We start from the raw sequence: 19,113 nt of genomic DNA, 5'->3' as shown, positions 1-19,113 counted from the left end.
GTCTCTGTGGAAAAAACCAGCCGCAACGCCCGGCAGATCTGCGAGCTGGCCGGTCAGCCGCAGATGGGGGTCTATGCCGGCTGTCCCCGCCCGCTGTTGCGCCCGCTGCAGACCGCCGAAGAGGTGCATGGCAGAAGCGGGATCGACGGGGCCAACTTGCCGGAGCCGCAGATGCCGCTGGGATCCCTGCACGCCGTGCAGTACCTGATCGAGACCTTGATGGCGGCGCAGGAGCCGGTTACCCTAGCGCTGCTGGGCCCGATGACCAACTTGGCAGTGGCCCTGGTGCAGCAGCCCCGCATCGTGGAGCACATCCGACGTCTGGTGTTCATGGGGGGATCTGCCTTTGAGGGGAACACCACCCCTGCCGCCGAGTTCAACATCTTCACCGATCCCCACGCCGCCCAGATTGTGCTCAGCGCCGGGATCCCCGAGGTGGTGATGCTGGGCCTGAACGTTACCCAGCAAGTCCTCAGTACACCGGAGCGGATCGAGCGGATCCGCGCCCTCGGCACGCGGGTGGGGCAGACAGTGGCCGACATGCTCGCTTTCTACGGCAAGTTCGACATCCGGCGCTACGGCCTGCCGGGGGGACCCCTGCACGATCCCTGTGTAGTCGCCTACCTGTTGCAGCCGCAGTTGTTCGAGCTGAAGCCCTGCTACGTGGAGGTGGAGACGGCTAGCCCCCTCAATCTGGGTCGGACAGTGGTGGATCGCTGGGGGCTGAGTGGCCGCCCCGCCAATGTGCAGGTAGCTTTTGGGGTGGATGCCGAGGGGTTTTACCGCCTGCTCACCGAGCGCTTAGGCCACTATCGATAGTCGAGGTCGTCGAAGGAGGTCGAGGTGAACCCTACCAGCCCAGTCTTAGTTCCCAAGCCAGCGTGGCTCAACCTGCCCACCGCCATCACCTTGCTGCGCCTTGGAGGGATCCCTTGGATTCTGCTGGGGCTGGGCCTGGGATCCCCGCTGGGGGAAGGGCTGGCCCTCTGGGCGTTTTTGCTGGCGGCGGCAACGGATTGGCTGGACGGCCACTTGGCCCGCCGCTATGGGTTGGTGACCGATGTGGGCAAGGTTCTGGATCCCCTGGTGGACAAGCTGCTGGTGTTGGCCTCGCTGCTGGGCCTGCTGGAGCTGGGGCGGATCCCGGCCTGGGGAGTCTTTTTGCTGGTGGGGCGAGAGCTGGTCATTGCCGGTTGGCGGGCCAACCAAAGCCAGATCCGCGGCGCCAACCACTGGGGCAAAGCCAAGACGGTCGCCCAAATCCTGGCTATCGCTCTACTGATCTTGAACTGGCCTATCGGGATTCCCTGTTTTTGGGTGGCGGTGGCCCTCACTCTGATCTCGGGGTTGGCGTATTTGTACACCGACCATGCCGCGTCGGATGCCTCTGCCGGCTTTGCCAAGGAGAGAACCCCTGCCTGATCGCGGCAGCGGGACGGAGTCCTTGGATTGCGTCCCTGAGCAGCGTATCCTCGGCCTCGACCCGGGGTTGGGGACAGTGGGTTTTGGCTGCATCCTGGCAGGTGCCGGCGGACTTCGATCCCTCGACTACGGAGTCATCAGCACCCCTGGGGAGCAATCAATCCCGGAACGGCTGCAAACCCTCTACGAGGATCTCAAGGAGCTGCTGCGGCAGTTTCAGCCCCATCAGGTGGGGTTGGAAAAGCTCTTCTTCTACAAAATGGGCAACACCATCCCCATCGCCCAGGCGCGGGGGGTGATCCTACTCGTCCTAGCCCAGCATCATCTGGTGCCGGTGGAGTTCACCCCTGCCCAGGTGAAGCAAAGCCTGACGGGCTACGGACGCGCCGACAAACAGGCCGTGCAAGCCGCTGTGGCCCGCGAGCTCAATCTGCCCAGCCTGCCCCGCCCCGACGATGCTGCCGATGCCCTGGCTATTGCCATCACCCTTTGGCACCACCGCTTTGCTTAGGAATCGGTCGGTGTGGCTCCGTCGAGATCGCTAAACTAGACTCAGTAGCGCAAAAAGCAAAGCCTTATGCCTTCCTCTTCTGTGGACGTACGTGAGCTACCCCTGTTTCCCCTGCCAGAGGTGGTGTTGTTTCCGGGTCGCCCCCTGCCGCTGCACATTTTCGAGTACCGCTATCGCATGATGATCAACACCATCCTGGAGACGGATCGCCGTTTCGGGGTGCTGATGTTCGATCCCCAGACGGGATCCCCGGTGCGGGTGGGCTGTTGTGCCGAGGTGTTGCAGGTGCAGCGGTTGCCGGATGACCGCATGGACATTTTGACCTTGGGGCAGCAGCGCTTCCGGGTGTTGAACTACGTGCGGGAGAAACCCTTCCGTGTGGGGCTGGTGGAGTGGATCGAGGATGAGCCGACCACCGCGGATTTGCAGGGCTTGGTGCAGCAGGTTTCCACCCTACTTCAGGATGTGGTGCGCCTCTCTGGCAAGCTGATGGAGCGGGATACGGAGCTGCCGGAGCAACTGCCCACCACCCCGATAGAGTTGTCCTACTGGATTGCCAGCCACTTTCACGGGGCTCCCCGGGAGCAGCAAGCGCTGCTGGAAATGGTCAGCACCGAAAATCGCCTGCGGCGGGAAGCTGAGATCCTCGAGTCCACCCGCAAGCACTTGGCCGCCCGCACTGCCCTCAAGGATTTGTTCTCCGAAATCTCCTAAAATTTCTTGGGATCGCTTGAGCTGACTGCACCTGCACGGAAAGACCCAGGCCACGAGGGGGCTGTCAGCCCTCCAGCTCCTCGCGTTGCCACCTGTCTCAACAGCGGCTGCAAAAGCCGGCTGGGGTTTAGTTTTTGTCTAGGGATCCGATGTCCTACCCTCGCCGCTATCTGCGCTTTGCCTCCCGGGTTCTGGGCCGGGAAATGGAGATGCTCCACTTTGGGCATCACGGCTACCCGCTCATCTGCCTACCCACCAGCAATGGGCGTTTTTTCGACCTGGAAGATCGCGGCATTATCGCCAGCCTCGGCCATCACTTGGAACAGGGCTATTTGCAGGCCTTTTGCGTGGAAACCCTGGATTGGGAGACCTTGTTCAACCGCGAGCTGGACGTGCCCCAACGGCGGGATCGCTGGCTCTTGCTGGAGCGGCACTGGGTAGAAGAGCTGATCCCCTACGCCAAGGCCGCAGCACAAAATGACTTTCTGGTGGTGGCAGGCTTCTCTCTGGGGGCCACCCACGCCGTCAACCTCACCTGTCGGCACCCCGGCCTGGTGCGCCGCTGTCTGGCACTGGGGGGGCCTTACGATGTAGCGGCCCTCGGCCCTGTCACCGGCTGGGATCCCCAACCGGCGGAGCAGGAGCTGTACTTCATCAACCCCTTGGCCTACATGTCCAACATGAGCCGACAACTCTGGGAACAACTGGGCGGGCAAAATACCGAGCTAAAGCTGCTCACCGCCCACCGTGACCACTGCCTCAACGACAACCTGCGCCTGGCAGAAGTCCTCCGCCGCAACCACATCCCCCATCACCTGGAGGTGTGGGAGGGGGATCACGACTGGCCCACTTGGCAAGCGCAAATCCGCGCCTTCGCGTAGGATCCCGCCCAGAAGAGCTCGCCGAAAATCGCGAAGGCACCAACATTGCAGAAAATAAAAATATAGTCATTGGTTCAAAGCAAAAGAGCCTTTTTGATGATCGAGGACTACTGGGTTGGCAGCCTGCACTTTAGCGAGCCTTTTGGGGACGACACCCTGGCCCGCCTCAACGCTCTTCCGCCCGTTCAAGCTCGCAACGGCAAAACCTACAAGATCCAGGCCGAACATGTCACCATTCACGAGGTCAACCTCGACTACCGCACCAAGTATCGCCTCATCCTGGATCGCTTCAGCTACCTTTACCCGCAGGCTATCGGCCTGTTTATGGGCTTTGCTTTTCGGGGAGTGTACCTCATCAACAACCCCTTTAGCTTCTACTACTACCTGCGCAACAAGGATGCCGCCTATATGGTGGTCAAAGAGCTGGGGATCTCCATTCCAAAGACTTACATCCTACCTCCCAAAGAAGCTCCGGCTTTGAAAGCAGAAGACTTTAAGTATCACAAGTTTTTCGATTGGCAGGGGATGGCAGAAGATCTCGGCTGGCCAATTGTCATCAAACCAGCAGAAGGACGGGAGGCCATTGGGGTGGAAATTGCCTACAACATGGAGCAGCTCCTCTACTTTTACGACCGCTCCGGATCCCAGGTGATGATGATCCAGGAGAAGGTTAAAAGTCCTTACCCCTGGCAGATTCGCGCCCTCTGCATTGGCCGAAAGATCATCCCTATTAAATACATCTTTCGCAAGTTCGATGCCAGCGAGTACTTATTTGATCCAGAGTTTCTTACCCCGGAGATGGGCAAAAAAGTTATCGATACATGCCGGATCATCAATCGAGCGTTGGGCTATGAAATGAACTCGGTAGAGCTGTTTATCGATGAAAAAGGAGAGCTGCAAGCCATTGACTTTAACAATCCGGTGCCTGATGGCCGCCTCAAGGCTTTGGGGGAAATTTTTTATAACGATTACCAGCAGGCCCTTTGCGATCTGGTCGTAGATATTGTGCGGGAACAGCGTCCTTTCGACTTCTTGCCCCCAGATGTCAACCGCTTTGCCCAGATTGCCCGGCGGGCCGACCTCACCCGTGAGCAGAAGTTTCAGATGGCTCTGGAATTGGCCAACCACTACTACGAGCCCAGGGATCCCGAATAAAATAACTTAACAAAGGCACGGTCTAGCGCTGGGAAAGTTTTGAGCTGGGCAAAGAGCAGTTGTCTAGCTTTCGCCGATGTGGCCCTTGAGGTGCAGGGATTCCATCCTAGGTTGAACTTAGAGGAGGGATCCCCTCCCAGCCGAGGCAGGGCAAGTTGGTCTATCCGGACAGGCAAATGTCAACTGGTTTGAAATTGCGCTGGTGCCACGATATTCGCGGGATCCCAGCATCTGCCTGGCAAGCGCTGCAGACGGAGCGCACCTCTCCATTTTTGGAATACGAGTGGCTGCACAGCCTAGAAGCTTCCGGTTGCGCCAGCCGCAACACGGGGTGGCTGCCCTGTCACCTGCTGGTGGAGTCGGATGGGCAACTGATCGCCGCTGCCCCCTTGTATTTGAAAAGCCATAGCCAGGGCGAATTTGTCTTTGACCAAGAGTGGGCTGCGGTTGCCAGCCAACTGGGAGAACGCTACTACCCTAAGCTCATTGGCATGGCTCCTTTTACGCCGGCCACCGGCTATCGCATTCTTGTCCATCCAGACTACTCGGAAGCAGAGGTGTGGCCGTCGATGCTGGCTGCTATCGATCGCTTCTGCCAAGACAACGATATTTCGGTGTTCAGCCTGCTCTATGTGGACTTAGACTGGCGGGCCCAACTGGAGGCCGATGGATTGACTCCCCGAATTACCCACAACTACCAGTGGCACAATCCCGGCTATCGCTCTTACGAAGACTTTTTGAGCCAGTTCAACGCCAACCAGCGGCGCAACATCAAGCGAGAGCGGGCCGCCATGGAAAAAAGCGGCATAGAACTCAAGATCTACACCGGAGAGGAAATCACGCCGCGCCTGCTCTCTCTTATGTACGACTTTTACAGCAATACCTGCGCTCAATTCTGGAACTGGAGCAAATACCTTAACCGCCGCTTTTTTGAGGCTCTTTATCCCAACTACCGGCAGCGGCTGGTGCTGGTAGCCGGCGAGCGAGGTTCAGAAGTGGTGGGGATGTCTTTTTGTGTTCGCAAGGGGGATCGCCTCTTTGGGCGCTACTGGGGCTGCCGGGAGGAGGTGAAGTTTTTGCACTTTAACGTTTGCTATTACGAGCCGATTGCCCTGGCCATCCGGGAAGGGATCCGCAACTTCGACCCCGGGGCTGGGGGATCCCACAAGATTCGGCGGGGATTTCCAGCCACCCCCGTGTATAGCTACCACCGTTTCTACCGCCCCAGGCTAAAACAGGTTCTGATCCCCTATCTAAACCGCGTCAACCCTCTCATGTTGGCTGAGCTGGAGAGGGTGAATCAAAACGAGGTTCCCTTTCGAGAGGATGTTTTGCCCTCTTTGTCTGCCTTGACCCAGAGATAAGGGGCCCTTTTGGGAGGTGGGAAAGGGGCGTATCTGGCTCGAGACGACTACGGAAAAATACGCTTGAACCCTAGGCTCTCTGCTCCAGAAGCAGGGAAGCTGAGGGCAGGCACGCCAGTGTCTTAGAGCGCTTGGAAGTCCTCTAGGTTTACCACTGGATAAGCTTTTTCTGAACTGCTGCCATACACATGGCAACGCGAGCGTTGATCTCATCTTCAGAGCCAAAGATATCCAGCTTCTCTTTGAGCCTTTGAATACAGTTTTGTACGGTCTTTTTGCTCGTGTGGATGCGGTCGGCGATGGCCTGGTCGGTAAGAGCCTCTTTGCAGAGCAGGTTCAAGACCTCGATTTCCCGCTCCGTCAGCTTGGTCAAGCCGCGCAACTCACGGGGCATGCGCAGTTCTCCATTGAGGGCACTTTTGGCCCCCTCCAAAAACACAGTGCGCCGCTCCATTTTGTTGACTGCGGCAAATCCACCTTGGTGTTTGCTGATCAGGCCCACCAAAGGAGTCAGCAGCAGCGGCTCGCTGGAATAGGCCATTACATTCAAAGTAGGATAGTTCTCGAAAATGTGGCGCAAGAACTCTAGACCAGGTTCAGCAGACTGTTCGCCACTGGTTTGGCCGTAGAGCAAGTCGGCTACTACCAAGTCCGGCTGCTCCCGCTGCAGGCGCAGGATGGCGTCCATCGGATTGGAGACTGTGATGCATTGAGCATCTGCTGCAATCCGTTGCAGCCACTCGCAATTGTTTTGGGCGACCTCGGGATGATCCTCGACCACCAAAAACTTGAGCGGGGCAGTTCGGTTCTCGACCTCAAACATCGATCCACTCCTCCAAATCCATTGTCGGCTGTGGGGGGGACGGCTAAAACCCCTTTGCAGTTTAGGGATCCCACCGACAAGCTACCCTAGTGTAGCCTCAAGTTAGGCCTGAGAAGGCCTAGCAGGGTAGGCTAGAGGGTGATGTTAACCGGATCCCGACTGTGGTACCTCTGCAAGATCGCAACCCAACCACCCACCCTGCCTACGTTACTTATGCCCTGGTGCTTATCAACATCCTGGTTTTTGTGTATGAGCTTACCCTATCGCCGCGAGAACTGGTAGCTTTTTTCCGAGAGTGGGCGGTGGTGCCGGTGGAACTGACGGCCAGCTTTCAGGGGGAGGCCACCTCTTCGCTGCGCCCCGAGTGGGTAACGCTATTTACCTCGCAATTTTTGCATGGGGGCTTTCTCCATATTGGTGGGAACATGCTCTTTTTGTGGGTTTTCGGCAACAATGTTGAGGATCGCTTGGGGCATGTGCGCTACCTCATTTTTTACCTGACTTGTGGAGCTTTGGCCGCCCTAACCCAGTGGTTTTTCGATATGGAGTCCACCATTCCTTCGCTGGGGGCAAGTGGGGCCATTGCCGGGGTGTTGGGAGCCTATATCTTGCGTTTCCCGCAGGCGGAGATCCTAACTCTGGTACCCCTGGGCATTTTTACCACAACCGTCTACATTCCTGCCTGGGTATTCCTAGGTTTTTGGTTTGTGCAACAGGCGTTTTATGGTATTGCCAGCTTGCAGACTCCTATCAATATTGGCATGGAAGGCGGAGGCATTGCCTACTGGGCCCATGCGGGTGGCTTTGTGTTTGGAGCTATTTTGGGGCCGCTGATGGGTTTGTTTTCCGGCAAGAGCCCCTACGACTACCAAGCCACTCTGCGACAGCGCGACAGAGATCCGTTTTGATTTGTATTCAGAGGCCAGCTTGATAGGAGCAAATTATGGTCAGTCTGTCTGCCAAGCCCCTAACTCTGGAAGAGTTTCTGCGGCAGCCAGAAACTCAGCCCGCCAGCGAATTCATTGAGGGAGAGATTATCCAGAAGCCCGTGCCACAAGGAAAACATAGCCGCCTTCAATTGAAACTGGGCAGCTTTATTAATGAAATACTGGAGCCTTCTCAGCTAGGGATGGCTTTTCCAGAATTGCGCTCCACCTTTGCCGGCTATGCAATTGTGCCCGATATCTCTGTCATTGCCTGGGATCGGATCCCTGTGGATGAGGATGGCACCATTCAAAACCTCATACCCTTTTGCCCAGATTGGGTGATCGAGATTCTCTCTCCCGATCAAAATCAAACGAAGCTGGTCAAAAAAATCTTGATTGGCTTGGCACACGGCTGCCAGATGGGGTGGATCGTAGCTCCCGAAGAAAGGGTCGTTTTCGCCTATCCTGCCGGACAGCAGCCAACAGTGCATGAGGATCCGCAAGAGGTTATCCCCGTTCCCGCTTTTGCCCAAACGATCCAACTGACGGTCGGAACGTTGTTTGGCTGGATGCGAGTTCAAGGCGGCGAAAGCCGCAAGCCCATTGGAGAAAAAAGCCAAGGCTAGCTAAACCGGCTTCCCTCTCCTCAATTTGGCTCAGTGTTGTAAAGGGCAGGGGCTTGGGCAACCGTCGCTCCGAGGGAGGAGAGTTCCTGGCGCAGCAAGGCCACCAGGGCATTGGTGGACTGGTCGTAGAGGCTAGTGACCAGCTTGGGATAAAACCCGATGCCGATGATGGGGATGAGCAAACAGGCAATGATGAACACCTCCCGCGGCTCGGCATCCACCAGTTCCTCGTGTTCGGTCAGCTCTTTGTTTTCCGGGCCGAAGAAGATCTGACGCAACATCGACAGCAGGTAGATAGGAGTCAGGATCACGCCAACTGCTGCCAGGAACACCACCACCAGCCGGAAGGGGAGAGAGTAGGCATCGCTGGTGGCCATGCCGATAAACACCATCAGCTCAGCCACAAAGCCGCTCATGCCAGGCAGGGCCAGAGAGGCCAGCGAGCAAGCGGTAAACATCGAGAAGATCTTGGGCATCTTCAGGCCAACGCCGCCCATTTCCTCCAGCTCCAACGTATGGGTGCGGTCGTAGGTGGCCCCCACCAAGAAGAACAGGCTGGCCCCGATCAGCCCGTGGGAGATCATCTGCAGCATGGCGCCGCTCATGCCGATCTCCGTCAGGGATCCGATACCGATGAGGACAAAGCCCATGTGGCTGATGGAGGAGTAGGCAATCTTGCGCTTGAGGTTGCGCTGGGCAAAGGAGGTGAGGGCGGCAAAGATGATGTTCACCACCCCCAGCACGATTAAGACCGGCGCAAAGTAGAGATGGGCATCCGGCAGCATGCCCGCGTTCATGCGCATTAGGGCATAGCCCCCCATCTTGAGCAGGATCCCGGCCAGCAACATGTGAACCGGCGCTGTGGCCTCGCCGTGGGCATCGGGCAGCCAGGTGTGCAGGGGGAAAATGGGCAGCTTCACCCCATAAGCAATCAGGAAAGCCCCATACATCAGCAACTGGAAGCTCAGCGGATAGGCCTTGTGGGCCAGATCCGTCATGTCAAAGCTGATGGGATCCCCGTAGAAGGCCATGGCCAAGCCCGCCACCAGGATAAACAGCGAGCTGAGGGCGGTGTAGAGGATGAACTTGGTGGCCGCATAGAGGCGGTTGTATCCCCCCCAGATGGAGAGGAGCAAATACACCGGGATCAGCTCCAGCTCCCACATCAGGAAAAACAGCAGCATATCCTGCACGGCAAACACCCCGATCTGGCCGCCGTACATGGCCAACATGAGAAAGTAAAACAGGCGCGGCTTGAGGGTGACCGGCCAGGCGGCCAAGATGGCAAGCGTGGTAATAAAAGCCGTGAGCAGAATGAGCGGCATCGAGAGGCCATCGGCCCCCACCGACCAGCTCAGCCCCACCTGCGGCACCCAGGTGTAGCGCTCCAGCAGTTGCAAGCCCGTTTGACTAGGGTCGTAGCCGACATAAAAGCCGGCCAGCAAAATGACCAGGTCGGTGACTGCGATGAACAGGGCAAACCAGCGGATCCGCTCCGCCAACTTCTGCGCGTAAGCGCGGGTGGTAGGATCCCCAGCCGGCGCCGGGATCAACGGAATAAAGAGGGCGGCCACCACCGGATAGACGATGACCGTGGTCAGCCAGGGAAATTCGTGCAAGCTGGGCAGCGCCATGAAGATAACCTCGTTACGCTAAGTTCATGCCACACCCTTCCAGGGGGATTGCCGTCGGCTACAGCCAACAGCCCTTTACTAGAATCGCTCCTGAGTATCTTTGCTCAGCAAACCTTCAAAACTATCTCTATCTTAAGGCTCTTTATCTAGTTTGCCGGGATCCCTGGCCGGGCCCGACCAGGATTCAAGCATTGACCTGGTCCTCAAACCTGGCTATTGGAAACCTCATCACCTGGTTCCCGGCTAGCTGACCCTGCGCAATCGCGCCTGGACAAGACCGCTGCTGTTGGATAACAGTAGAAATAGTACTTAACAACCAAGCCAAGTCCGCCTCTGGCGGACGGTGAGGGGGGGCTCTGGGGGAAGCTTTGAAGTATGGCACTGCATGCGGAGTTACACCGCCACCTAGGCGGTTCAGTCGTTCCTAGGATTTTGTGGCGCTACCTACATCGCCAGGGATCCCCTCTGGCAGAACGCTTTCCCGACTACGCCGAGTTTGAGGAGTTCTACACCCGCCCGCGCAACACCCTTGAAGATTACTTGGAGCTGCACACGCTGGTGGAACAGGTGCAAACCCTGGAAAGCTTACCCTATTTCATCTACCGTCTGCTACGGGGGGCCTATGTTTTTGAGGATCTGGCCTATCTAGAAATTCGCTACACCCCCTATCTGCGCACAGATCCCAGCTTGGACGAGGCGGATCGCCTCAAGCAGATGCGCCAAGTTATCGAAACGGTAGGGCAGGCCAGCCAGCAGCGGGAATATCCCATCGTCACCACCCAGATTGTGTGTTTGCACTCCCGCCTGCCCAGCCACATCAACCGCGCCATGGTGGAGGCCGCCGCCGAGTCGGAATACGTGTCTGCCATCGACCTGGCGGGGGGAGACAAGGCCTACGGCGAACGCATGGACGAGTGGATTGAGCTGTTCAAATATGCCCTGGCCCGTGGCCTCAAAACCACTGCCCATCTCTATGAGACTTTGGATGGCTGTTACCCAGAGCTGCCGCCCTACGTCTCGCGGATTGGCCACGGGATCCAGATCCCTCTCCACTACCCAGAGCTGCTGCCAGAGCTGGCGCGGCGCGGCCAATGTCTGGAGGTCTGTCCCACCACTTACCTGAAGACGGGGACACTACCCAGCTTGGAGCCCCTCAAAATCGTCTTCGACCGCTGCTTCGACGCGGGGGTAGATATCGCCATCTGCACCGACAACGCTGGCCTACACAACGTGCGCCTGCCGTTTGAGTACGAGAACCTGCTCACCCACGACATTATTGATTTCGAGCAGCTCAAGCACTGTCAGAAGGCGGCTTTTCGTCACGCTTTTGCCTGGCCCTACAAAGAGCACCCGGCCTCGCTGCTGTCGGAGCTGCAGCAGTCAGCCTCGAAGTCCCTAGTTTCCCTCTGAGAGGGGCAGACAGGACTTTGCTTGACATTTCCACCGGCAGACTTGGTCGCGCTTGCCCGGCGAGGGCTGGCGCAGCTCAAAACGACATCCCCCCTGAGTCGGGCAGCGGCCTCCTGTAGGCTGGTCTCAGAAAGGTCAGGCAGCTCAAGGCGAGCGCGGATGCGGTTAAAGTGTTGCTGCAGGCCGTGGCGATAGGTGGGATCGTAGTGCTGCTCCAGCAACTCCTGCACAAACTGCGGCCAGTCTTGGGCGTCGATGAGCTCAAACCAGCGCTGCAGGCGCGCTTGGCTATGGCGGGCTTTTAGGGATAACAGTTTCTCCTTGAGTGCCTGGGGATGGGCTATCCAGTGGGGATAATGGGCAATTATCCCCTTCACCCGCTCTTCCAAAGGCAATCGCACTTCCACGCAATCGGCTTGGGTGAGGGCCTGCCAAAGGGCAGGGGGCAGGTGGAGCTGGCCCACCTTGGCACTCTCAGCTTCCACCCAGACCGGCTTAGCTGGATCCCACTGGAGAAAAACCTGCACCAGTTGACTTTCAAAGCTCTTCTGGGTGGGCTGCGGCATCCCCCACTCCGCTCCCAGCACGGATCCGCGGTGGTGGGCCAGCTTTTCCAGATCGAGGACTTGGGATCCCTGGCGCTGCAGGTGGTGGAGCAACTGGGTTTTGCCGCTTCCCGTCGGCCCGCAGAGGACGCGGTAGGTGAACTCCTGGGGCAAGCTCTGCAGTTGTCGGCGTACCCAGGCGCGGTAGGTTTTGTAGCCACCTTGCAAAACTGTAACCTGCCAGCCCACCTGGGACAATACCAGCGCCAAGCTGGCCGAGCGCTGCCCTCCCCGCCAGCAGTAGATGAGGGGGTGGTAGTCCCGGCTCTTGTCGGCAAAGTGGGTCTGCAGATGGCGGGCGATGTTCTGGGCCACCAGGCTGGCTCCCCGCTTGCGGGCCGTAAAGGGATCCACCTGCTTGTAGAGGGTGCCCACCTCTGCCCGTTCTGCATCGTCAAGCACAGGCAAGTTGATGGCCCCCGGCCAATGGTCTTCAGCAAACTCTGCCGGCGAGCGCACGTCAATGATTTCGCTGTAGGTGTGCAGCCAAGGTTCGGCAGTGACGTGAATGGGGGCAGCCACAGACGCAGGGAGGAGGGAGTGGACTGAGTTCTCTCTTGCTCGATCCTGGCAGATTTCTAGGGTTGTTGCTTAAGGGGATCCCTGGGCCTGACAAGAGTTGCACCGCTCGGCTCCTCCTCCAGGCTAACCTCAGAGGGAGAGATAGGATCGCACTTTTTCCTCGTCCATTTGGTCAGTCGGCCCTTCCATAACGAGGGATCCATTTTCCATGAGGTAAAAGTAATCGGCCAAGCTTTGAGCAAACTCAAAGTACTGTTCTACCAGCAACACCGCAACGCCCCGCTCTTTTTGGATGCGGGCAATGGCTTCTTCGATCTCAATGATGATAGAAGGTTGGATCCCTTCTGTGGGTTCATCCAGGAGTAAAAGTTTAGGCTCTGCCACCAAAGCTCTGGCAATGGCCAATTGCTGCTGCTGACCACCGCTCAAATCTCCACCGGGACGCTTTAGAAAAGAACGCAAAATCGGGAATAAGTCATAAATAAACTCAGGTATAGCCCGTTCTTTGTCCGGTGCTGCTTCTAACCCTACCAGCAGGTTCTCCTCAACCGTTAAGCGAGGAAAGATCTCCCGGCCTTGGGGCACATAGCCAATGCCAGCGCGAGCCCGCCAGTTGGGTGGGTAATGATTGATGGGTCGGCCCTCAAAGAGAACTTTACCTGTACAGTCTTTGAGAAGCCCCATTAGGGCTTTAAGCGTGGTAGTTTTGCCCATGCCGTTGCGACCCAGAAGGCAAACTGCTTGGCCGGGAAGGATCTTGAAAGAAAGATCTCTCACAATTAAACTTTGCCCATAATAAGCTCTCAGGTTACAGACTTCCAGCAAAGGCTGAGATCCACTTTGAGATAGATTTTGCGCTTTGGTGGCGTTTTCCGTATTCATAGGCTTGGATATAGAGTTGGTTAATTGGACGGTCAACACAGATCTCCCCTTCTCCCCTGTTTTCGTTTAGCCTCTGGCTTTGTGGGATCCAAGATAGACCTCGATAACTCGCGGGTCGTTCTTCACTTCCTCAAAGCTACCCTCGCACAACACTGCTCCTTGGTGTAAAACAGTAACCTTGCGAGCAATTTGCCGGACAAATACCATGTCATGCTCAATCACCAAAATGGTGTGATTTCGAGCTAAGGATTGAATTAACTCTCCCGTAGCCTCTGTTTCTTTATCCGTCATCCCGGCCACGCATTCATCAAGCAGCAGCAGATCCGGATCCTGGGCAATCACCATGCCAATCTCCAACCATTGCTTTTCTCCATGGGAGAGCAGCCCTGCCGGGATCCGATCCTTACGGCTCAGGCCGATGGTTTCCAGGAGGGCATCAGTCTTTTCTCGCAAGCGCTTTTTGCCAAATAAGGTGGAGAAAACACCCTTGTGAGGGTTGAGAGAGAGCTCCAAATTTTCTCGCACGCTCAGGTTTTGGTAGACCCGCGGCGTTTGGAACTTGCGACCAATACCCAAGGCAGCGATTTCGTGCTCCTTGAGCTTAGCCAGATCTTTTCCTTTAAACAGCACTCGCCCTCGAGTAGGCTTGACCTTGCCTGTCAACACATCGAGGAAGGTAGTTTTGCCCGCTCCATTGGGACCGATCACCACCCTTAACTCCCCTTCTTCCAAAGAAAAGTTCAGCCCGTCCAAAGCCTTAAAGCCATCAAAGCTGACGGTGAGATTCTGAGTTTGTAAAATTTGCCGGGTAGTGGTGGGAGCTGCTGTAAGCATAGGGATCACGTCCAAGAACGGAAAGGCCAGAGGACGAGTAGGATTCTCAGCCCATCGAACAAGAGAGGACACTTGGCATCGTTATCTCACCCATTGGGATCCTCTTACTCTGAAGTTGCACCTTGCATAGGGGGATACTGGCACGGATTTAGGCTGGAGAAATATTGGCCAAACGCCGGCGCCAAAGCTGGAAGGTAACCCAAAGCTGCCTGCCCCGGGTGCGCACCCAGCCCACCAAACCATCCGGCAACACCAGTACCACCAGCAGGAACAATCCCCCCTGGAAAAACAGCCAAATTTCTGGGAAATTTTCACTCAGCAAACTCTTGGCAAAGTTTACCAACAAAGCCCCGACCACTGCCCCCACTAAACTGGCCCGACCACCCACCGCTACCCAGATCACCATTTCAATGGAGAAGGGAACGGCCATGGCATTGGGAGAAATGATGCCAGTTTGTAAGGTAAACAAAGCCCCGGCGATCCCTGCCAGCGCAGCCGAGATGGCAAATACCAGCACCTTAAATCCGGTGGGATCGTAGCCAGAGAAACGAACCCGCGGCTCATCGTCTCGAATGGCTACCAGGATTCGACCAAACAAGCCACTGGTAAGCCAACGACAGAGAAGGTAAGCCAAAACAACGGTTAAAACCGTGGCCACATAGACAGCAAAGCGCATCTGGGAAGAGTTGACATCCAGGCCAAATAACGTCTGGAAATTGGTCAGGCCGTTGGTGCCGTTGATTAAGCGCTGTTGCCCGTTGAAGAAGTTAAAGAAAATGATTGTAGTGGCCTGAGTCAGAATAGAAAAATAAACTCCTCGGATGCGATTTCTCACCACCAAGTACCCCAGAGCTGCTGCCACCACAGCCGGGATCAAGACAACAGCAACAGCCGTAAACGGAAACGAATAAAAAGGGTACCAAAACCAGGGCAATTCCGTTACCCCATAGAGGCTGAAAAACTCCGGTATCCGTCCCTCTGGCAGTTGCAACTTGAGGTGCATCCCCAAAGCATAGCCCCCCAAGGCAAAGAACACCCCATGCCCCAGACTCAGCATGCCGGTATAGCCCCAGATAAGGTCGATCCCCAGGGCAACAATGCTCAATGCCAGAAATCGCCCCAACAAGTTCAGCCGAAAACCCGACAACACAGTTGGGGCCACCAAGATCAAAGCCAGCGCCAGGCCAATGAGGATCCCAACTTCCCACAGGAGCTTGCGGGCAGGACTGGGATCCCGACCGGTGGCAAGAATGGCCTCTTCACGATCAGCGGGGGGGAGATGAGCCAGTTTCATGGGCGGTGTGGGGGGATGGGGGATACGGCTAGAAAGATTCGCTCAAGAGGGCTGTCCTAGGCATCCACCATGCGACCTTTTTCGGGGAAAAGGCCGCGGGGGCGCACCTGCAAAAAGGCCACAATTAAGGCAAAGACCATCACCTTAGCCATGCTGGTGGTGGCAAAAAAGTTGAGGGTATCGGTCAGGATCGGCACGTTGGGAAAGATCAAAGCCAGCGTCCCGGAACCGATGACAAAGTTGGCAATTCCGATCCCCAGTGCCGCCACAATGCTGCCCAGGAGCTTGCCCACACCCCCCACGACAACCACCATGAAGGTATCCACGATGTAGTTCTGGCCGGTATTGGGCCCCACAGATCCCAGCAGGCTGACGGCCACGCCGGCTACTCCTGCCAGACCCGAACCCATGGCAAAGGTGAGAGCATCCACCGTTTGCGTAGGGATCCCGACACAAGCGCTCATGGCCCGATTTTGGGTGACGGCGCGGATGCGCAACCCCCAGCGGGTGCGTTGCAAGAAAAAGTACAGCCCCAGGATACAGACAACGGTGAGGGCGATGATGAACAGGCGAGTATTGGGCAAAAACAGGTTGCCCACCGGGATCCCACCCCGTAGCCAGCGAGGAGCGGTCACGTCTCTATTTTGGGCCCCAAACCAGGGCTGGGTGACGGCCAGGGCATAGGTTTGGGCCAGAACCCGCCCGCCTACTGCCACAATGGCCGTAGAAAGCACCAACAACAACGTCAGCACCCAGCCTTTGAGGCGCGGCCAATCGGCCCGTTTTGCCAAGAGCCACCAGCCGCCAAAAAAGAGCACCGCAAAGGCCCCCAAGCGGAAAGCCAACACCCAATTGACGCTGCGCACGAACTGCTGCAGGATCAGGCTCACGCCCCAGGTGGCCAAAAGGGTTTCCAGCGGCCGCCCATACAAAAAGCGAATCACCCCCCGCTCCAGAGCCAGACCCGCCAGGGCCGTGACGACAAAAGCGGCAACCAAGGCTGGAAAGATATACAGATCCCGCCAGGGATCCCCCAATTGTCGGAAGGCATTTTGCACCACAAAGGTGGTGTAGGCCCCCAACATCATCAGCTCCCCATGGGCCATATTGATCACCCCCATGAGGCCGAAGACAATCGCCAGGCCCAGAGCGGCTATCAGCAAAACGGTGCCAATACTGATGCCGTTAAACAAGCTATCCAAAAGCAAGGTCATCGGCAGGGGATCCTCCTTCTTTACCCGTTGACTGGGGACGCGCTTCCAACTCCAGGACGGGATCCCCAACTCACCCGCAAGGGATCCCGCACCCAGCGCTCAACAGGGCTAGCTGACTTTGAAGCGACCGCCTTTGGCCGGATCCGACCAGTCGCAGGCAAAGCCCTTGGTTTCCGCCACAAACTGGTTCCAGGGCTGTGGCTCCACAGCGTCTGTAGAAAAGATGACATCAAACAGCCCATCAGAGCGCACCTGGCCGATCCGCACGTACTTGGTCAGGTGGTGGTTGGTGTTCATCGTCACCAGACCCTCTGGGGCATCAAAGGTTTGGCCGTAGGCTGCTTGGCGCACCGCGTCGATCTCCACGGTTCCCGCTTTTTCCACCGCCTGCTTCCAGATGTAAACCATGATATAGGCCGCTTCCATCGGGTCGTTGGTGACGCGGTTTTGGCCGTATTCTGCCTTGAAGGCTTCCACAAACTTCTTGTTGGCAGGCGTATCCACCGTCATGAAGTAGTTCCAGGCAGCGTAGTGGCCTTCTAGGAACTCGGAGCCAATCGCCTGCACCTCTTCTTCGGCAATGCTGACGGACATAGAGGGATAGCGATCCGGCTCCAGACCGGCTGCTTTCAGTTGCTTAAAGAAGGCCACATTGCTGTCGCCATTCAGGCTGTTGTAGATCACGCCGCCGTTGGGAAGAGCGGCACGGATTTTGCTGATAATGGGAGTCACTTCGGTGTTGCCCAGAGGCAGGTAATCTTCTCCCACAACCTTGCCGCCCAGGGCCTCTAACTGGGCCTTGATGATGGTGTTGGCCGTGCGGGGGAAGACATAGTCGGATCCCACCAGGAAAAACTCTTTGCCCTTGTTCTTGAGCAGCCATTCCACAGAAGGCTCGATCTGCTGGTTGGGGGCAGCGCCGGTGTAGAAGATGTTTTTGGAGCACTCTTGTCCTTCGTACTGTACGGGATACCAGAGCAGGTGTTGCTTGGATTCAAATACCGGCAAAACTGCCTTGCGGCTGGCCGAGGTCCAACAGCCGAATACTGTTGCCACCTTGTCCACATCGATCAATTTGGTGGCTTTCTCGGCAAAGGTTGGCCAATCGGAGGCGCCATCCTCGATGATGGGCTCGATCTGCTTGCCCAAAACCCCACCGGCGGCATTGATCTCTTTAATGGCTAGCTTTTCCGCATCCACCACACTGGTTTCCGAAATGGCCATCGTGCCGCTGAGGGAGTGCAAAATGCCAACGCGAATAGTCTCTCCCTGAGCATAGGCAGGCACAGACCGCTTCACCCAGATCTGCGGCCCTAAGGCAGCCCCGGCTCCGGCCAGCGCGCCCATTTTCAGCACTTGACGACGATTAAAAGATTGAGCCATCGGTAAACTCCGAAACGAGGTGAGTGCAAAGGATGTAGCGAAGTGTGGTTACAGCAGCCTGGCCAACGGGGGGAAGGACTCAGCTCATCACCTTGCCCATGGATCAGCTTGCCCAACTGCGCTCGGCTGAGGTTTTCACTAATGCCTTCCCAACATCAACAGAGGGAAAAGCCAGTTCTGCAGTCGAGAGAGCGTCGTGCGCCCCTGTTGCCTGGACGTGTTTTATCAAACCCATTCAGCCAGGAAGAAATTGTGTTGCGAGATACTTTTTTCCAGAATCTGAGCCTGTTCTCGCCAAGCTCCCAGGGATCCCTTGCTCTCGGCATAATGGAGATTTCGAGGTTGAAAATTGATGGCTTATGGTGCAACAGGCTGGCTATGGATCTTGGCGATCCCCAATTACCGCTGACCTGGTGGTGGCCGGATCCCTACGCCTAGGGCAACCGGCTTGGGACAAGGGGGATCTCTACTGGACGGAGGGCCGCCCGCAGGAGAAGGGGCGCAACGTGCTGATGCGGCGAGCTGCCGACGGGACGGTGCAGGAACTGACGCCAGCACCCTTCAACGTGCGCACGCGGGTGCATGAGTACGGCGGCGGCGCCTACTGGGTCTCCGAGGGGGTGGTGTACTTTTGCAACTTTGCCGATCAACGGCTGTACTGCCTGCTGCCGGCTTCGGATCCCCAGCCCCTCACCGAAGCTGGCCCCTACCGCTATGCCGACGGGGTGGTGGACAGGAGGCGCCGGCGCATCCTCTGCGTGCGCGAGGATTACAGCCGCCAGGGAGAGCCGGAAAATACGCTGGTGGCCATCGATCTAGAAAGCGGATCCCAGCAGGTTTTGGCCAGGGGCCACGATTTCTACGCCAGCCCGCAACTGAGCCCAGACGGTCAGACCCTAGTGTGGCTGGCCTG

Annotated in this window: 18 protein-coding genes and 1 pseudogene; 11 read left to right on the top strand and 8 right to left on the bottom strand. The window is 57.2% G+C overall.

Annotated elements, in window-relative coordinates; translation table 11 throughout:
* The 7 genes from NW835_RS05320 to NW835_RS05290 form a co-directional block, all read left to right on the top strand.
* Positions 1–819: nucleoside hydrolase (locus tag NW835_RS05320; RefSeq protein ID WP_414414711.1), on the top strand; the 819-nt coding region annotated here is incomplete at its 5' end.
* Between the two features lie 24 nt (positions 820–843).
* Entirely contained in the window at positions 844–1,422 is a 579-nt protein-coding gene (gene pgsA / locus NW835_RS05315; RefSeq protein WP_414385222.1) for a CDP-diacylglycerol--glycerol-3-phosphate 3-phosphatidyltransferase, read from the top strand.
* Complete coding sequence (gene ruvC, locus NW835_RS05310; protein ID WP_414378395.1) at positions 1,370–1,933, top strand: crossover junction endodeoxyribonuclease RuvC; 564 nt, start codon at positions 1,370–1,372, stop codon at positions 1,931–1,933. The genes pgsA and ruvC overlap by 53 nt, the downstream gene beginning before the upstream one ends.
* 66 nt (positions 1,934–1,999) lie before the next feature.
* Positions 2,000–2,647, top strand: coding sequence for an LON peptidase substrate-binding domain-containing protein (locus NW835_RS05305; RefSeq protein ID WP_414364987.1), 648 nt, complete (start codon positions 2,000–2,002; stop codon positions 2,645–2,647).
* A 149-nt stretch (positions 2,648–2,796) separates the two neighbouring features.
* A complete protein-coding gene (locus NW835_RS05300; RefSeq protein ID WP_414364985.1) occupies positions 2,797–3,528 on the top strand; it encodes an alpha/beta hydrolase-fold protein in 732 nt (243 codons plus the stop codon).
* 96 nt (positions 3,529–3,624) lie between these two features.
* Entirely contained in the window at positions 3,625–4,683 is a 1,059-nt protein-coding gene (locus tag NW835_RS05295; RefSeq protein ID WP_414372537.1) for an ATP-grasp domain-containing protein, read from the top strand.
* Between the two features lie 176 nt (positions 4,684–4,859).
* Positions 4,860–6,047: a GNAT family N-acetyltransferase gene (locus NW835_RS05290; RefSeq protein ID WP_414364981.1), complete on the top strand. Its 1,188-nt coding sequence runs from the start codon at positions 4,860–4,862 to the stop codon at positions 6,045–6,047.
* A gap of 148 nt (positions 6,048–6,195) precedes the next feature.
* Here NW835_RS05290 and NW835_RS05285 read toward each other — a convergent pair whose 3' ends face one another.
* On the bottom strand, positions 6,196–6,870 hold the full coding sequence (locus NW835_RS05285; RefSeq protein WP_414364979.1) for a response regulator transcription factor: 675 nt from the start codon (positions 6,868–6,870) through the stop codon (positions 6,196–6,198).
* A 161-nt stretch (positions 6,871–7,031) separates the two neighbouring features.
* On the opposite strand from NW835_RS05285, the gene NW835_RS05280 reads away from it, so the two are divergent.
* Both NW835_RS05280 and NW835_RS05275 read left to right on the top strand, forming a co-directional pair.
* The gene (locus NW835_RS05280) at positions 7,032–7,778 is read left to right on the top strand and encodes a rhomboid family intramembrane serine protease (protein ID WP_414385227.1); all 747 of its coding nucleotides are present in this window, start codon (positions 7,032–7,034) and stop codon (positions 7,776–7,778) included.
* Positions 7,779–7,813: 35 nt separating this feature from the next.
* Positions 7,814–8,422 (top strand): Uma2 family endonuclease, encoded by a 609-nt coding sequence (locus NW835_RS05275; RefSeq protein ID WP_414414710.1) that lies wholly within the window; start codon positions 7,814–7,816, stop codon positions 8,420–8,422.
* Positions 8,423–8,442: 20 nt separating this feature from the next.
* Here the strand turns inward: NW835_RS05275 and NW835_RS05270 are convergent, their stop codons facing one another.
* Positions 8,443–10,056 carry an NAD(P)H-quinone oxidoreductase subunit 4 gene (locus NW835_RS05270; protein WP_414364973.1) on the bottom strand — a complete coding sequence of 538 codons (1,614 nt, stop codon included), beginning with the start codon at positions 10,054–10,056 and terminating at the stop codon, positions 8,443–8,445.
* 375 nt (positions 10,057–10,431) lie between these two features.
* On the opposite strand from NW835_RS05270, the gene NW835_RS05265 reads away from it, so the two are divergent.
* The gene (locus NW835_RS05265; protein WP_414414709.1) at positions 10,432–11,466 is read left to right on the top strand and encodes an adenosine deaminase; all 1,035 of its coding nucleotides are present in this window, start codon (positions 10,432–10,434) and stop codon (positions 11,464–11,466) included.
* Here the strand turns inward: NW835_RS05265 and mnmH are convergent.
* The 6 genes from mnmH to urtA form a co-directional block, all read right to left on the bottom strand.
* Complete coding sequence (gene mnmH, locus NW835_RS05260; protein WP_414364970.1) at positions 11,394–12,593, bottom strand: tRNA 2-selenouridine(34) synthase MnmH; 1,200 nt, start codon at positions 12,591–12,593, stop codon at positions 11,394–11,396. The two genes, NW835_RS05265 and mnmH, sit on opposite strands and share 73 nt — an antisense overlap.
* A 129-nt stretch (positions 12,594–12,722) precedes the next feature.
* The gene (urtE, locus tag NW835_RS05255; RefSeq protein ID WP_414367710.1) at positions 12,723–13,475 is read right to left on the bottom strand and encodes an urea ABC transporter ATP-binding subunit UrtE; all 753 of its coding nucleotides are present in this window, start codon (positions 13,473–13,475) and stop codon (positions 12,723–12,725) included.
* A 66-nt stretch (positions 13,476–13,541) separates the two neighbouring features.
* Positions 13,542–14,309 carry an urea ABC transporter ATP-binding protein UrtD gene (gene urtD / locus NW835_RS05250; RefSeq protein ID WP_414414708.1) on the bottom strand — a complete coding sequence of 256 codons (768 nt, stop codon included), beginning with the start codon at positions 14,307–14,309 and terminating at the stop codon, positions 13,542–13,544.
* Positions 14,310–14,457: 148 nt separating this feature from the next.
* Positions 14,458–15,603, bottom strand: a complete 1,146-nt coding sequence (gene urtC, locus NW835_RS05245) for an urea ABC transporter permease subunit UrtC (protein ID WP_414414707.1) — start codon at positions 15,601–15,603, stop codon at positions 14,458–14,460.
* Positions 15,604–15,659: 56 nt separating this feature from the next.
* Positions 15,660–16,817: an urea ABC transporter permease subunit UrtB gene (gene urtB / locus NW835_RS05240; RefSeq protein ID WP_414332599.1), complete on the bottom strand. Its 1,158-nt coding sequence runs from the start codon at positions 16,815–16,817 to the stop codon at positions 15,660–15,662.
* Between the two features lie 108 nt (positions 16,818–16,925).
* On the bottom strand, positions 16,926–18,200 hold the full coding sequence (gene urtA, locus NW835_RS05235) for an urea ABC transporter substrate-binding protein (RefSeq protein ID WP_414332597.1): 1,275 nt from the start codon (positions 18,198–18,200) through the stop codon (positions 16,926–16,928).
* A gap of 359 nt (positions 18,201–18,559) precedes the next feature.
* Here urtA and NW835_RS05230 point away from each other — a divergent pair.
* Positions 18,560–19,113: pseudogene (locus tag NW835_RS05230) on the top strand (S9 family peptidase); the annotation flags it as partial.

Source organism: Synechococcus sp. OH2 (assembly GCF_047462155.1).
GTDB lineage: Bacteria > Cyanobacteriota > Cyanobacteriia > Thermostichales > Thermostichaceae > Thermostichus.
This window is presented reverse-complemented; position numbering and strand designations above follow the sequence as displayed.

Coding starts and splice junctions, on each gene's coding strand:
- ruvC (WP_414378395.1), top strand. CDS start 1,370: ATGCCGCGTCGGATGCCTCTGCCGGCTTTGCCAAGGAGAGAACCCCTG.
- NW835_RS05305 (WP_414364987.1), top strand. CDS start 2,000: ATGCCTTCCTCTTCTGTGGACGTACGTGAGCTACCCCTGTTTCCCCTG.
- NW835_RS05300 (WP_414364985.1), top strand. CDS start 2,797: ATGTCCTACCCTCGCCGCTATCTGCGCTTTGCCTCCCGGGTTCTGGGC.
- NW835_RS05295 (WP_414372537.1), top strand. CDS start 3,625: ATGATCGAGGACTACTGGGTTGGCAGCCTGCACTTTAGCGAGCCTTTT.
- NW835_RS05290 (WP_414364981.1), top strand. CDS start 4,860: ATGTCAACTGGTTTGAAATTGCGCTGGTGCCACGATATTCGCGGGATC.
- NW835_RS05285 (WP_414364979.1), bottom strand. CDS start 6,870: ATGTTTGAGGTCGAGAACCGAACTGCCCCGCTCAAGTTTTTGGTGGTC.
- NW835_RS05275 (WP_414414710.1), top strand. CDS start 7,814: ATGGTCAGTCTGTCTGCCAAGCCCCTAACTCTGGAAGAGTTTCTGCGG.
- NW835_RS05270 (WP_414364973.1), bottom strand. CDS start 10,056: ATGGCGCTGCCCAGCTTGCACGAATTTCCCTGGCTGACCACGGTCATC.
- NW835_RS05265 (WP_414414709.1), top strand. CDS start 10,432: ATGGCACTGCATGCGGAGTTACACCGCCACCTAGGCGGTTCAGTCGTT.
- urtE (WP_414367710.1), bottom strand. CDS start 13,475: ATGAATACGGAAAACGCCACCAAAGCGCAAAATCTATCTCAAAGTGGA.
- urtD (WP_414414708.1), bottom strand. CDS start 14,309: ATGCTTACAGCAGCTCCCACCACTACCCGGCAAATTTTACAAACTCAG.
- urtC (WP_414414707.1), bottom strand. CDS start 15,603: ATGAAACTGGCTCATCTCCCCCCCGCTGATCGTGAAGAGGCCATTCTT.
- urtB (WP_414332599.1), bottom strand. CDS start 16,817: ATGACCTTGCTTTTGGATAGCTTGTTTAACGGCATCAGTATTGGCACC.
- urtA (WP_414332597.1), bottom strand. CDS start 18,200: ATGGCTCAATCTTTTAATCGTCGTCAAGTGCTGAAAATGGGCGCGCTG.